General features: G+C 64.2%; 9 protein-coding genes. 7 read left to right on the top strand and 2 right to left on the bottom strand.

Annotated features, from left to right (window positions below; all coding sequences use genetic code 11):
• Nucleotides 1-118 precede the first annotated feature (118 nt).
• Nucleotides 119-1,342, bottom strand: a complete 1,224-nt coding sequence (locus QQS52_RS01385; protein WP_472772231.1) for an MFS transporter — start codon at nucleotides 1,340-1,342, stop codon at nucleotides 119-121.
• A gap of 238 nt (nucleotides 1,343-1,580) precedes the next feature.
• Here QQS52_RS01385 and QQS52_RS01380 point away from each other — a divergent pair, with 238 nt between their 5' ends.
• The 5 genes from QQS52_RS01380 to QQS52_RS01360 all read left to right on the top strand — a co-directional run bounded on the left by QQS52_RS01380 (nucleotide 1,581) and on the right by QQS52_RS01360 (nucleotide 8,168).
• Nucleotides 1,581-3,311, top strand: a complete 1,731-nt coding sequence (locus QQS52_RS01380) for a multicopper oxidase family protein (protein WP_472772230.1) — start codon at nucleotides 1,581-1,583, stop codon at nucleotides 3,309-3,311.
• Nucleotides 3,312-3,377: 66 nt separating this feature from the next.
• The gene (locus QQS52_RS01375) at nucleotides 3,378-4,088 is read left to right on the top strand and encodes a trimeric intracellular cation channel family protein (protein WP_472772229.1); all 711 of its coding nucleotides are present in this window, start codon (nucleotides 3,378-3,380) and stop codon (nucleotides 4,086-4,088) included.
• A gap of 383 nt (nucleotides 4,089-4,471) precedes the next feature.
• Nucleotides 4,472-5,842: an SLC5/6 family protein gene (locus QQS52_RS01370; protein ID WP_472772228.1), complete on the top strand. Its 1,371-nt coding sequence runs from the start codon at nucleotides 4,472-4,474 to the stop codon at nucleotides 5,840-5,842.
• Between the two features lie 71 nt (nucleotides 5,843-5,913).
• Nucleotides 5,914-7,287 (top strand): L-serine ammonia-lyase, encoded by a 1,374-nt coding sequence (locus QQS52_RS01365; RefSeq protein WP_472772227.1) that lies wholly within the window; start codon nucleotides 5,914-5,916, stop codon nucleotides 7,285-7,287.
• A gap of 68 nt (nucleotides 7,288-7,355) precedes the next feature.
• On the top strand, nucleotides 7,356-8,168 hold the full coding sequence (locus tag QQS52_RS01360) for a helix-turn-helix transcriptional regulator (protein ID WP_472772226.1): 813 nt from the start codon (nucleotides 7,356-7,358) through the stop codon (nucleotides 8,166-8,168).
• A 444-nt stretch (nucleotides 8,169-8,612) separates the two neighbouring features.
• On the opposite strand, the gene QQS52_RS01355 is transcribed toward QQS52_RS01360, so the two are convergent.
• Nucleotides 8,613-8,891: a hypothetical protein gene (locus QQS52_RS01355; RefSeq protein ID WP_472772225.1), complete on the bottom strand. Its 279-nt coding sequence runs from the start codon at nucleotides 8,889-8,891 to the stop codon at nucleotides 8,613-8,615.
• Between the two features lie 653 nt (nucleotides 8,892-9,544).
• Here QQS52_RS01355 and QQS52_RS01350 point away from each other — a divergent pair.
• Together QQS52_RS01350 and mfd are read left to right on the top strand one after the other, a co-directional pair.
• Nucleotides 9,545-10,189, top strand: a complete 645-nt coding sequence (locus QQS52_RS01350; protein ID WP_472772224.1) for a TetR/AcrR family transcriptional regulator — start codon at nucleotides 9,545-9,547, stop codon at nucleotides 10,187-10,189.
• An 8-nt stretch (nucleotides 10,190-10,197) separates the two neighbouring features.
• The gene (gene mfd, locus QQS52_RS01345) at nucleotides 10,198-13,854 is read left to right on the top strand and encodes a transcription-repair coupling factor (protein ID WP_472772279.1); all 3,657 of its coding nucleotides are present in this window, start codon (nucleotides 10,198-10,200) and stop codon (nucleotides 13,852-13,854) included.
• Nucleotides 13,855-13,905 lie beyond the last annotated feature (51 nt).

The raw sequence follows: 13,905 nt of genomic DNA, 5'->3' as shown, positions 1-13,905 counted from the left end.
AACTCTCCAAAATCTTAATCGGCGAAAGTGCAATAAGTTTTTCGCTAAACATCATATAGCGGACCGCGCCCAGCCGCGTTCTTTTGAGCAGACACGTCGCGCCGCCCCGGGGCGCTACTTAGCCGGAAACGTCCTCGAGCTGGCGGGCCCGCCAGACGCCCACCGCGCCGACCAAGGCCAAAAAGAGCAGCGCAACCGAGGGGCCGGCCAGGGCGATGAGGGCGGAGATACCGCCGACTACCAGCAGCATGACGCCCATCATGGTGTTGGCCGCGCCCACGTAGTGGGTGCGCTGGTCGCCCTCGGCCATGTCCACCACGTAGGTCTTGCGGGCCACCCGGATGGCGGTGTGCGCCAGGGTGACCACGAAGAAGCCGGCGGGCAGCAGCCACTGGTTGACCGCGGCGGGCAGGGTGGCATCGGCAGCCACGATAAGGACCAAAACCACGGAGGCTACGGCCGCGCCGCTGGCCATGACGTTGCGGGAAGACTTGTCGGAAAAGACGCCGGAGACCCGCCCGCCGATGAGCGAGGCCACCGCGGAGGCCAAGAGGAACGAGCCTAGGCCGCCCAGCAGGGTATCACCGTTGCGCTGGGCCAGGCTAACGATGAACGTCGTGGACAGCGCGGAGACCAACAGCAGGGAGCGGACGTTGACGAATCGCCGGAAGCGGCGGTCGCCGGTGTAGAGCTGCCACGTGTCCTGCCACCAGTTGGCCGCCGGCGGCGCCTGGTCCTCCTCCGTGACGGGCTCCGCGATGTCGCGGAAGACCAGCGTGGCCACCGCCCAGGTCAGCGAGCCGGCCACCACCAGCACGCCCAGCGCCCACTGGGGCAGCTGCCCGGTCAGCACGAGGAAAACACCGACCAGCAGGGTGGCACCGCCCCCGACCGCGGTGGCCCGGCCGGTGACCTGGCCCCGGGTGCCCTTGGAAATCGTGCGGCCCTGGACGTCCTTGCCCGCGATGGAGCACAGTGCCCGGAACACCGACAGCGCCGCGAGCGCCAGTAAGACGCCAGCGCCGAGCAGCCAGCCGCTGGCGACGATGATGATAAGGCCGATGAAGAAAGCGGAAACCGCCTGGCCGATAGAGCCCAACATCCACAGCTTCTTGCGGCTGTTGTGCGTGGTCACCCAGGGAGTGAGCGCGGCCTGCGGCAGCATGGAGCCCGACTCGCGGAAGGGCACCAGCAGGGCGGTGAAGAAGTGGGGAACGCCGGCTGCCTGGAAAGCCCACGGCAGTACCGTCTTGGCGGAGACCACCTGGTCGCCCAGGTTTTGCAGACCGTTGGCCCAGACGAAACGCCGCGCGTTGTGGGATTCCCTATTCTTGTTGTCCATGGCGTCGAGCTTATTGGGCGAGGTGCTTTTTAGGTAGTAAGGCCGGCCTCGCCGCAAACCGACTGAGCAGGACTTCGGCCCGGCGGTGGGGATTAGGAGTGTGAATAAAATCGGCGAGATCCCAACCAATGTGAGATTGTGCGCGGCGGCTCAAACGCGGGGCGGCTGGCGCGGCCGGTGGCCTAGGCTGGAGGGAGTATCAATTTTCACGGTTTTGTGAAGGCAAAGGTGATTGTTTATGCCCGCTCGTGCCCATGTGCACCGCCCGTTCAACCGGCGCACGTTTTTCCGCGGCACGCTCGTCGCCGCCTTGGGGGCGGCCGCCGCGCCGGCACTGGCGGCGTGTTCAGGTAGCCAGTCGAGCCAGCAGCCCGAACCGCGCGGCTACGACGGTGAGCTGCGCAAGCTGGCCATCCCTCCTCTCTACGAGGGCTCGCTGGAGGGAAAGAGCCGCACGTTCACCCTGCAGGCCCAGGCCGGCCATGCCGAAATCCTGCCGGGCCAGCCGCGCACGCGGACTTGGGGCTTCAACGGCGACTACCTGGGCCCGACGCTGCGCGCCAAAAAGGGCGAAGAGGTCAAGGTCCGCGTAGAAAACAACCTGCCGGAGATGACCACCGTCCACTGGCACGGGATGAAGCTGCCGGCCTATGCCGACGGCGGCCCGCACTCGCCCATCGAGCCGGGGAAGAGCTGGGAACCGTCTTGGACGGTGGCACAGCCGGCCGCCACGGTGTGGTACCACCCGCACCCGCACGGGCAGACCGCCGTGCAGGCCTACCGCGGCTTGGCAGGCATGTTCATCCTGGACGACGAGGTCTCCGAGTCCCTGGAGATTCCGCACGACTACGGTGTGGACGATATCCCAGTCGTCCTCTGCGATCTCAAGTTCACCGATGATGACCAGCTGGATAACCGGATCGATGACACCCTGGGCCTGATGGGCACCACGCCGGTGGTCAACGGCCAGACCAACTGCTTCTTCCAGGCCACCACGCGCCGGGTGCGGCTGCGCTTCTTAAACGGCGCGACCATGCGCTTCTACACGCTCAGCCTGGACAACGACGCCCCCTTCCAGGTCATCGCCTCCGACTCCGGGCTGCTGGGCGTGCCGGTGGAGGCCGACGATATCCTGATCGGCCCCGGCGAGCGCGTCGAAGCCTTGGTGGACTTGTCCCCGGGCGAGGAAATCAAGCTGGTCTCCCGGCCGCGCGAGGATCGGTTTGGCATCCCCGAAAACGGCGAGTACACCGTGGACTTCGGCTTCCAGGACTCCTTCGACCTGCTGACCCTGCGCGGCCCGCAGGATGACGCGCCGGAGGCCCCTGCGCTGCCGGCACAGCTCGACCCGGCCGCGGGCAAGGCGCCCGCTAGAGAAGGGTTGAAGGAGCGCACCTTCGTGCTCAACACCTTCCTTATTAATGGCGAATCCATGGACATGGCCCGCGTGGACGAGGTGATTGACCACGACAAGCCGGAAATCTGGCACGTGGAAAACGAGAACGCGGACTGGCCGCACAACTTCCACATCCACAACTCCCGGTTCAAGATCCTGGACTTCGACGGGCAGGGGATTGAGGTGCCCACCCAGGGCTGGAAGGACACCATCGACCTGCCTCCGAAGGCGACGGCAACCCTCCTGGTGGAATTCGGCTATTACCCGGACCCGACCATCCCTTATATGTTCCACTGCCACATGCTCCTGCACGAGGACGAGGGAATGATGGGACAATTTGTAGTGGTCAAGCCCGGCGAGGAACCCGACGTGCGAGTGACCCCGGCGGCGATGACCTTCGACGATCACGCCAGGCACTCGTCCAGCCACGCGGAGCACGGCTCCATCGATGCCTCCCGCAGCCCCTATGCGCCCTATGCGCCCACCAGCGGGGCCCAACCTGCGGGTGGTGCCGACGAGCCGGCCGCGCGCGGCAACCCGGGCGGGCACCAGTCCAATTTGGACGCCAAGTAGCCGGCACAGCAGTCCAAAGCCATTCGGGCGGGGAGAAGCTCCGCGCGGATGCCTATTGTTGTAAGCATGCACGACGTCGATCCGCTCATCTCCACCCTCTATCAAGGCTTTGATCTGATCGGAGTGGTCCTCAACGGGATCATCGGCGGGACAATTGCCCGCAAGCGGGAATTCGACATCGTCGGCTTCATCTTCCTCGCGCTGTTTTCGGCGCTGGCCGGCGGCATGATGCGCGACATGCTGATCGGGGCGGGCGCGGCCGCCGCCGTCTCGGACCCGGCCTACCTGGGGCTGGCGTGCGTGGGTGCGCTCGTCGCGTTCTTAACCGATCTGAAGGGCAAGGTCTGGGAAATCTTCAAGGTCCACGGCGACGCCATCATCCTGGGCGTGTGGTCCACCACCGGGTGCGTGAAGGCGCTGTCCCACGGGGTGCCGCTTATCGCCTGCGTGTTCATGGGCGTGCTGACCGCCGTGGGTGGGGGAATGATCCGTGATATTGCCTCCGGGCAGATCCCGGGGATCTTCGGCGGCAGCCCGCTCTATGCGGTCCCGGCGATTGTCACCGGCGTGGTCATGGCGGGCTTTTCCAGCTCCGGACTCCAGGCACTAGGAATGTTGGTAGCGCCGCTGGTGGGCACCGGGCTGGCGGTCTTGGCCTACTGGCGCGGGTGGGTGCTGGCCCGGCCTGGGCGCGCCCCCGTGAACTACACCGCGGAACACATGGCGCAATTCGTGCGGCGGACGGGAAACCGCTGGTGGGGTGGCCGGCGGAAGTAGTTCCGCGCGCGGGCCGGCGATGGCAGGCCGGTGATAAACGTTTCGAGGCTGATAAAAATTAGTTTGCACAGGTCGCGAAAAGCCTTGAAAAGACTTTGTCATTCGTGCAAAAGGGGTGGTTTTTGCACGCGTTTAAACGGTACGGGCGTATCGCTATGAGCCAATAAATGCGCTGGGTACGGTGCATTTCTGAGTGTTTGGTCACATTGCAGTCATTTTCTTGGGATTTGCAGCAAATTTATTTGCACAAGCCATAGGGGAGGGATAAAGTTACAACTAACACGAAAGGGAAATCGAGTGGCAGCTGTCACAAGGGTTCCAGATGGCAGTCCCACCCGAGTCCTGAAAGTGGCTCACATATCGCACTACTGGGAGAGACAACAATGTCCACAATCACCAACCCGCAGAACGCCGCCGGGTCAGAATCCGGCTCTGGCGATTCGCAGGCCGTCAAAGCACAGAACACGACCCCCCTTCTTTCTGGCGAAAAGCCCACCGTGGATCCTCGCGGTTGGCACAAGACCGACACGGTCTGGATGCTGAGTCTGTTCGGTACCGCAATTGGTGCCGGCGTCCTCTTCCTTCCGATCAACGCCGGCCAGGGCGGTATTATCCCGCTCATCATCATGACGCTGGTTGCGTTCCCGATGACCTTCATGGCCCACCGCGCGCTGACCCGCTTCATGCTCTCCAGCTCCAACCCGGACGCTGACCTGACCCAGGTGGTCGAGGAGCACTTCGGCCCGAAGGCCGGCATGGCCATGACCATCCTGTACTTCCTGTCGGTGTACCCGATTCTGCTGGTCTACTCGGTCACCATCGTCAACACGGTCTCCAGCTTCATGCAGCACCAGCTGGGCATCGAGCCGCCGTCACGCTGGCTTCTGTCCGCCATCCTGGTCGGTGGCCTCATCCTGGTTGTCCGCATGGGCAACGACTTCGTGGTCAAGGCCATGTCCGTTCTGGTCTTCCCTTTCATCGCCATCCTGGTCCTGCTGTCTCTGTACCTCATCCCGAACTGGTCTGGCGCCCTGTTCAGCACCTTCGACATGAGCGAGGTCTCCCGCGTCTCCGGCCACGGCCTAGGCGTTACCCTGCTGCTGCTGGTCCCGGTTATGGTCTTCTCCTTCAACCACTCGCCGATTATCTCCTCCTTCGCCAAGGCAAAGCGCCAGGAGTACGGTGCCGCGGCTGACAAGAAGACCGGCCAGGTCCTAGCCGCCGCTGAGGCTCTTATGGTCGGCGTGGTTATGTTCTTCGTATTCAGCTGCGCGCTGTCCCTGTCCCCGGAGAACGTGGTAGAAGCCAAGGAACAAAACATCACCATCCTGTCCTACCTGGCTAACCACTTCGATGACCCGATTATCGCTTGGGTCGCCCCGATTGTCGCCATCATCGCCGTCGCCAAGTCCTTCCTAGGCCACTACCTCGGTGCGGCCGAAGGCTTCGAAGGTATCGTCGTGAAGTCCTCCGGCGGCCACCTGCAGCGTAACAAAGCCCTGGAAACCGGCACCCTCATCTTCATGCTGGTTTCCTCCTGGCTGGTCGCTTGGGCTAACCCGTCCATCCTGGGCATGATTGAGACCCTCTGCGGTCCGACGATTGCCATCCTCCTCTTCCTGATGCCGCAGTACGCCATCCACAAGATTGACGCCCTGAAGAAGTTCCGCGGACACTTCGGTAACTACTTCATCACCGTCATCGGCATCGTGGCCGTTGCCACCATCGTCTACAACATCATCCAGGTCTTCTAAGACCACTTCCTCCGTCCCACTTCGGTACTCCCACTACGGGAATAGGAAAATTTCGGAAAGGTAATCCAACCATGTTCGTCAGTATTTTTGAAATGTTCAAGATTGGTATCGGGCCCTCTAGCTCCCACACCTTGGGACCAATGAAGGCCGGCCGCCAGTTCGTGGATGAACTCGAGCGCGCCGAAATCATCGACCGGGTCGACCGCATCCACGCAGAGGTCTACGGCTCCCTGTCCCTGACAGGCAAGGGGCACGCCACTGACGACGCCATCATCATGGGCGTGGCGGGCAACGAGCCCGAGACCGTCGACATCGACGAGATGCCGGTCTTCCTGGCTAAGGTGCGCGCCACCAACAAGCTGGAAATCGGCTCCGCCGAGCGCATGGTCAAATTTGACGACATCGTCTTCCGCTCCGATTTCCACCCGGCTCACGAGAACACCATGTCCCTGACCGCCTACAACGGCGACGAGGTCGTCATGGAGAAGTTCTACTGTTCCATCGGTGGCGGCTTCATTGTGGAGGCTGAGGAAGTCGGCGGCGCCTGCGCCCCGCACCAGCCGGTGCCGTACGCGTACCCGACCGCGGCGGCCCTGCTCGACCTGTGCCGCCGCCACGACCTGTCCATCCCGGAGTTGGCCATGGCCAACGAAATCGAGGCTCACGGTGAGAACGCAGTGCGCGAGCACATGGCCAAGGTCTGGGACGTCATGAAGGAAGGTATCCAGCGCGGCATCACCACTGAGGGCACGCTACCGGGCAAGCTGCACGTTCCCCGCCGCGCAGCCGTGCTGTACAAGCGCCTGACCGAGAAGCCGAACGGCGGTAACGACCCGCTGAGCGCAATGAGCTGGCTGAACGTCTTCGGCCTGGCCGTCAACGAGGTCAACGCCTCCGGTGGGCGCGTGGTTACCGCCCCGACCAACGGTGCCTGCGGCATCGTCCCAGCCGTGCTGGCTTACTACGACAAGTTCATCTCCCCGGTTGACGAGGACACCTACCGCGACTACTTCCTGACCTGCACCCAGGTGGGCGCGCTGTTCAAGATGAACGCTTCCATCTCAGGCGCTGAGGTTGGTTGCCAGGGTGAGGTGGGCGTGGCCTGCTCCATGGCTGCGGCCGGCCTGGCCCAACTCATGGGTGGCACCCCGGAGCAGGTGTGTGCCGCTGCCGAAATCGGCATGGAACACAACCTGGGCCTGACCTGCGACCCGGTCTGCGGCCAGGTGCAGGTGCCCTGCATCGAGCGCAACGCGGTTGGTGCCGTCAAGGCCGTCAACGCGGCCCGCATGGCCCTGGAACGCGAGTCCGACCCGACCGTGTCCCTGGACAACGTCATCGAGACCATGTACCAGACCGGTAAGGACATGAACTCCAAGTACCGGGAGACCTCCGAGGGCGGTCTGGCCACCGTTCTCTTCCCTCGACTCCTGCCTTGCAGCTAAACTTACGGAATACGTAAGAATACTCACAGTAAAACACTGAACCCCAACCAGAGATAAGGAACGCGGACATGCACACGGCTTTGAAAGACCTCGTCACCTCTGCACCGGTGAAAGATACGGCCGACCTGCATGCCCGCTACGTTCCTCTGGTGGAGTTCATGGGCCAGGCGATGGGACCCAACTGCGAGGTTGTGCTGCACGACCTGACCGTGCCGGATGAGTCCATCATCGCCATCGTCAACAGCCACATCAGTGGCCGTGAGGTCGGCGGCCCGGTAACGGACTTCGCCCTGTGGTTCATGAAGCAAGGATCCCACGACTCCATCCCGTTCGTGGCGGGCTACCGCTCAGTCAACGCCGTCGGGCGCATTTGCCGTTCGTCCAGCTACTTCATCCGGGATGAGTCCAACGAACTCATCGGAATGGTCTGCGTGAACGTCGACATCACCGAACTCGTCAACGTGCAGCGTCTAGCCGGCAGCCTCATCGGCGAATCCCGCGACAGCGCTGCTGAGGGAGCTCCCATGCCGACCACGGCCGAGGCCAAGCGCCGGGCGGTGCAGCTCGCCCAAGCCACGAGCGCGGCTGCCGTCGCCAATACAACCAACACCGGTTCGGACGAGGCGGAGGAAGAAAACCACCACTCCCTAGAAAGCTTGCGGACCAACCTGGAGTCCCTCCTTGAGTCCATGCTGGATACCGCACTAGAAAAGCAAGGCGCTGCGCCAAACCAGATGCGTCGAGACGAACGCCTGGAAGTTGTTGCGAACCTTGAAGAAGCAGGCTTCTTCCTGCTCAAAGGTGGAATCGCCGCAGCAGCGGAGCGTCTGGAAGTCTCCGAGCCCACTGTGTACCGCGACCTCGTGAAGGTCCGCAGCTAACGCAGCTCGGAGCTGCGATATGGAAGCGCCCCCGCAGGTGACCTGATGGTTGCTTGCGGGGGCGTTTTTAGCGAACTAGTGGGTCATTAGATCTCGCCGTCGAGGTAGACGGGCACGCCGTGCCTGCGCATTGCGAGCTCGCAGGCGCGCTGCTCCCAGCCCAGGCTGCGTCCGTCGAGCTGCTGTTCCGACCCGGTGCTCGGGTAGACGACGATCGTCTCGTGGTCGTGCAGGTCGCTGAGCTCGGCCGCGTCCTCGCCGATGCGGGCAAAAGGGCGCGCACGTCTTCGCAGATCCCCATTATGATGGGCATGGCCCCGGCGATCCAGCGGGCGTAGGTGCGTGGGGCGACGTTTAGGGCGTGGGCCATGCCGGCGTTGTCCTGACCCAGCAGGTGCTGGGAGGCCTTGAGCTCGCCGCGGGTGATGGAGACGAGAGTCTCAGTCACCTCGTACTTGACGTCCGGCACATCCCAGAAGTGGATGGCCAAATCGCGCAAGGTATCCGAGTCCAGCGGACGCGGGTCTTGAGCTCTGCGACCTCGTCCTCGTCCAATTCGGACTCATCGAGAGAAGAGACCGCGTAAACCTGGTCTATCCAGCAGTCCATATTTATGCCCTGGTCCAAGGCCTCGTCGATGAGCTTCTTGCGCACTTCCGGGAGCGTTTCGCCCCAGACCTCCACGTCGTAGACGAACTGGGCTGCGCTGATGATGTAGGTCATGTCTTAACTTCTTGGTCAAAGATGAGGGGAGTGGGTTACCAGAACTGTGTGGAGCGCCCGTTGTCTCGCTCAGGCGGCGCGGGAATCCGCACGTGCGGCGGTGACGGGTGTGGTGGTGCCGCGTTCGGTGAAGACACTTGTCTTGTGCATTTCGGACTCTATTCCGTACTAGATGACCGGGACCTTTTCCCTTGCCGTCTGAGTCCGAGCTTATGCGGCAATCAGATGCTTGCCTAGTGCTAGGCGCGGTAAGTGGGGAGCGAGGAATCCCACGACAATTCCACGCCGAAAAACAAAAATTAGTCCGTGGAAAGTCTGGGTTGGTTGGACGGCGGATACGTAAAACCCGCCCTACCAGTGAAAACTGCTCAGGGCGGGTAAATGGAAAGCTTCCCCACCAGGACTCGAACCTAGAATGACGGTACCAAAAACCGTAGTGTTGCCGATTACACCATGGGGAATTACGACGCTTCAGTGGTGAGGCGTTGTGCTTTAACAGACTACCTTACGGGCCGGGGATTGGAATAATCGGGTTGTGGCGTCGTAGGTAGGCTGAGGGACGGCGTCGTGGGTGGTCGGTGGGGCCCGGGCGCTGGGCGGGGTGGCAGGCCCGGTGGTGCCTGCAGGGGGCATCGGCGGCTAGGCTTTAAGGCATGGTGAAACGACGCATGACGGGCCGCCAGCGGCGCGAACAGCTGCTGGCTGTGGGCCGGGCGGCCTTTGCGGAGCTAGGTTTCGACGGGGCTAGTGTCGAGGAAATTGCGGCGCGGGCTGGGGTCTCAAAACCGGTGGTCTACGAGCACTTCGGGGGCAAGGAAGGGCTCTACGCGGTGGTTGTTGACCGGGAGATGGTGGCGCTGGAGGCCGTCATTACGGAGGCGATCGAGCACGGCAGCTGGCGGGAGCGCATTGAGCAGGCCGCGCTGGCGTTGTTGACCTACGTGGAGGAGGAAACCGACGGTTTCGTCATCCTGGTGCGCGACTCCAAGCCTGGCACGGAGCGCTCCTACGGCACGTTGTTGAATACGGCGGTCGGCCAGGTCAGCTATATACTGGGCCGGGCTTTTGCCCGCCGGGGCCTGGACGAGGAATTGGCTACGCTCTATGGGCAGGCGCTGGTTGGGATGGTTTCCACCACGGCACTATGGTGGCTGGATGTGCGCCAGCCGGACAAAGAGGTCGTGGCCGCGCATATTGTTAATTTGTGTTGGAATGGGCTCTCCGGCATGCAAGCCCAGCCGAAGCTCGTCGCGCCGCCAGCCGGTGGCACGGGGCAGACACAGGAAGAGGAGAATTAATGACGGCAATGCTGGCCGGCCTGCTCAAGGTCGCTGCCTCCGATCCGAAGCTTAAAGGCCTGGCCGCCCAGGCGAGGGAGCGCGCCCTGCACATCACTGGCATTGACCAGGCTCGTCCCTGGGCGATTGGCACGCTGGCCAACCAGGCGCCGGTGCTGGTGGTCACCGCGACCGGCCGTGAGGCGGAGGATCTCAGCGCCGAACTGGCCGCCATGCTGGGCGATGCCGTGGCTTATTTCCCCGCCTGGGAGACGTTACCGCACGAGCGGTTGAGCCCGGGCGTGGATATCATCGGCCGCCGCGCGCAGGTCCTGGACCGGCTATCGCACGGCGACGTGCGCGTGGTGGTCACCGCAGCGCGCGGTTTTAGCCAGCCGATCCTCCAGGAGGTGGAGGGCCGGGCGCCGATCCACCTCGCGGAGGAGGAAGAACACGACCTCACCGGGCTCGTGGAGGCCCTGGACTTTAAGGCCTACCGCCACGTGGACATGGTGGCCCGGAAGGGTGAATACGCCATCCGCGGCGGGATTCTGGACGTCTACCCGACGACGCTGGACTACCCGGTGCGCGTGGAGTTCTGGGGCGACGAGATTACCGATATCCGGCAGTTCTCCGTGGCCGATCAGCGTACCATCCCGGAGATTGAGGTCGGCGCCGTCGACGTCTATCCCGCCCGCGAACTGCCCGTTACTGACGCGGTCGCGCGGCGGGCCGGGGAGCTGGCCCAGAAGCACCCCGGCAATCCGGCCCTGGTGGAACTGCTGACCAAGCTGGGCGAGAAGATCCCCGCCGATGGCATGGAGGCGCTGCTGCCGGCGCTAAGCGATGCCCCGATGGTCACCCTGACGGACTTCTTGGACGCGAGCGCCCACGTGGTCCTGGTGGCGCCGGAGAAGATCCGCACGCGCATTTCTGACCTGGTCGACACGGACGCGGAGTTCATGGCCGCCGGCTGGGAGGCCGCCGCCATGGGCGCGGACGGCCCGCTGGCCACGGAGGGCCTCGACCTGTCGGCGGCCAGCTTCCGCGACTACGACGAACTGTCGGACCTGGTCACCGACTCCGGGCGCCCGCTGTGGACCTTCGCCCCGCCCGGCATGTTCGCCGCCGACGAGGCCGAGACCCTGCCGCTCGAATTCGAGCCGGGCCCCACCCCGCGCGGGGATCTCAAGGCCATCGACCAGATGATGGCTGAGCTGCTCGCCCACACCCAGGCCGGCGGCCGGGCGGCGTTCATCGCGCCCGCCCACGGCGCCATCAAGCGCATGGTGGAGCGTTTCGCCGAGAAGGGGATCCCCACCGAGGTTGCCACCCCGGGCTGGGAGCCCAGCCCGGGCAAGGTCACCCTGTACCAGGCGCTCAGCCACGCCGGCCTGGTCTTCCCCAAAGTTCGCAAGCTCAAGGACGCGGAAGCCCTGCCGCTTGTCGTCATCACGGAAACCGACCTGACCGGTAACCGCGTGGGCGATATCGCCGGCGCGAAGCGCCGGCCGGCCAAGCGCCGCAACAAGGTCGATCCCCTGGCCCTTAAGCAGGGCGATTTCGTTGTGCACGAAACCCACGGCATCGGCCGCTTTATGAAGATGGCCGAACGCACCATCAAGGCCGGGGATGAGACCTCGCGGCGCGAGTACATCGTGCTGGAATACGCCGCCTCCAAGCGCGGCCAGCCGGCGGATCAGCTGTGGGTGCCCATGGACTCGCTGGACCTGCTGAGCAAATACACCGGCGGCGAGGCCCCGAAGCTGTCCAAGATGGGCGGTTCGGACTGGAAGAACACCAAGAAGAAGGCCCGGGCCGCCGTGCGCGAAATCGCCGGCGAGCTGGTGGAACTCTACGCCAAGCGCCAGGCCGCCCCCGGGCACGCCTTCGCGGAGGACTCGCCCTGGCAGCAGGAGATGGAAGACAACTTCCCCTTCGTAGAGACCGAGGATCAGATGCTGGCCATCGACGCGGTCAAGCACGACATGGAATCCACCGTGCCGATGGACCGCGTCGTGGTGGGAGATGTCGGCTACGGCAAGACCGAGGTCGCCGTGCGCGCGGCCTTCAAGGCTGTCCAGGACGACAAGCAGGTCGCGGTCCTGGTGCCGACCACGCTGCTGGCCCAGCAGCACTACAACACCTTCACCGAGCGCATGGCGGGCTTCCCGCTGGAAGTGAGGGTGCTCTCCCGCTTTACCACCCAGAAGGAGGCCAAGGAGATCATCTCCGGCCTGGCGGATGGCACGATAGACATCGTCATCGGCACCCACCGCCTGTTGCAGACCGGGGTGTATTGGAAGCAGCTGGGGCTCATCATCGTGGACGAGGAGCAGCGCTTCGGCGTCGAGCACAAGGAACACATAAAGGCGCTCAAGGCCTCGGTTGACGTGCTGACGATGTCCGCCACGCCCATCCCGCGCACGCTGGAGATGTCCATGGCCGGCATCCGCGAGATGTCCACCATCCTCACCCCGCCGGAAGACCGGCACCCGGTGCTGACCTATGTCGGCGCCTACGAGGACAAGCAGGTCGCGGCCGCCATCCGGCGCGAGCTGCTGCGTGACGGCCAGACCTTCTTCATCCACAACAAGGTCGCGGACATCGAGAAGAAGGCGCGCGAAATCCGGGAGCTCGTGCCGGAGGCGCGCGTGGTGGTCGCCCACGGGCAGATGCCCGAGGAAGTCCTGGAAAAGACCGTGCAGGGCTTCTGGGACCGCGAGTATGACGTGCTGGTGTGCACGACCATCGTGGAGACCGGCCTGGACATCGCCAACGCCAACACCCTGATCGTGGAAAACGCCCACCACATGGGCCTGTCCCAGCTGCACCAGCTGCGCGGCCGCGTGGGGCGCTCCCGCGAGCGCGGCTACGCCTACTTCCTCTACCCGAAGGGCGCAACCCTCAGCGAGACCAGTTACGACCGCCTGGCCACCATCGCCCAGAACAACGACCTGGGCGCCGGCATGGCCGTGGCGATGAAGGACCTGGAGATGCGCGGCGCCGGCAACGTGCTGGGCGCCCAACAGTCCGGACACATCGCCGGCGTCGGCTTCGACCTCTACGTGCGGCTGGTAGGCGAGGCCGTGGAGACCTTCAAGGCCCTGGCCAAGGGCGAGACCCCGCAGGTCACCGACGAGGCCCCGAAGGAAATCCGCATCGACCTGCCAGTGGACGCGCACATCCCGGAGCGCTACATCAACTCCGAGCGCCTGCGCCTGGAGGTCTACCGTAAGCTGGCGGCCTCCCAGGACGACAAAGACCTGCGCGCCGTCCGCGAGGAGATGGAGGACCGCTTCGGGCCCGTGCCCACCGAGGTCCTGCGCCTGCTGGCCGTGGCGCGGCTGCGCCACCAGGCGCGCCGGGCGGGCATCTCCGACGTCACGGTGCAGGGCACCCGCCTGAAGTTCCACCCGGTCGAGCTGCCCGACTCCAAGCAGGTGCGCCTCAAGCGCCTGTACCCGGGGTCGAACTACCGCGCCGCGGCCCAGGCGCTGCAGGTGCCCTTCCCGAAGGCGGGCCGCAACGTCACCTCCCCGCAGCTGCGCGATACGGAGCTGGTGCAGTGGGTGGCCGATTTTATCTCCGCCATGTTCGACGTGGACAAGGTAGGCGTCACCGGCGAGGATCCGGGCAAGCCCGCACCGAAGGACAAGAAGAACGTGATTTCGGTGGGGCAGTAGCCGCTACTGGCTGAGAGCTGAGAGCCGAGAACAGACAGCTTCCACCCTGCG

The sequence above is a fragment of the Corynebacterium sp. 1103A genome (assembly GCF_055700955.1).
The sequence above is the reverse complement of the archived record's forward strand: the minus strand, read 5'-3'. Positions and strand labels throughout refer to the sequence as shown.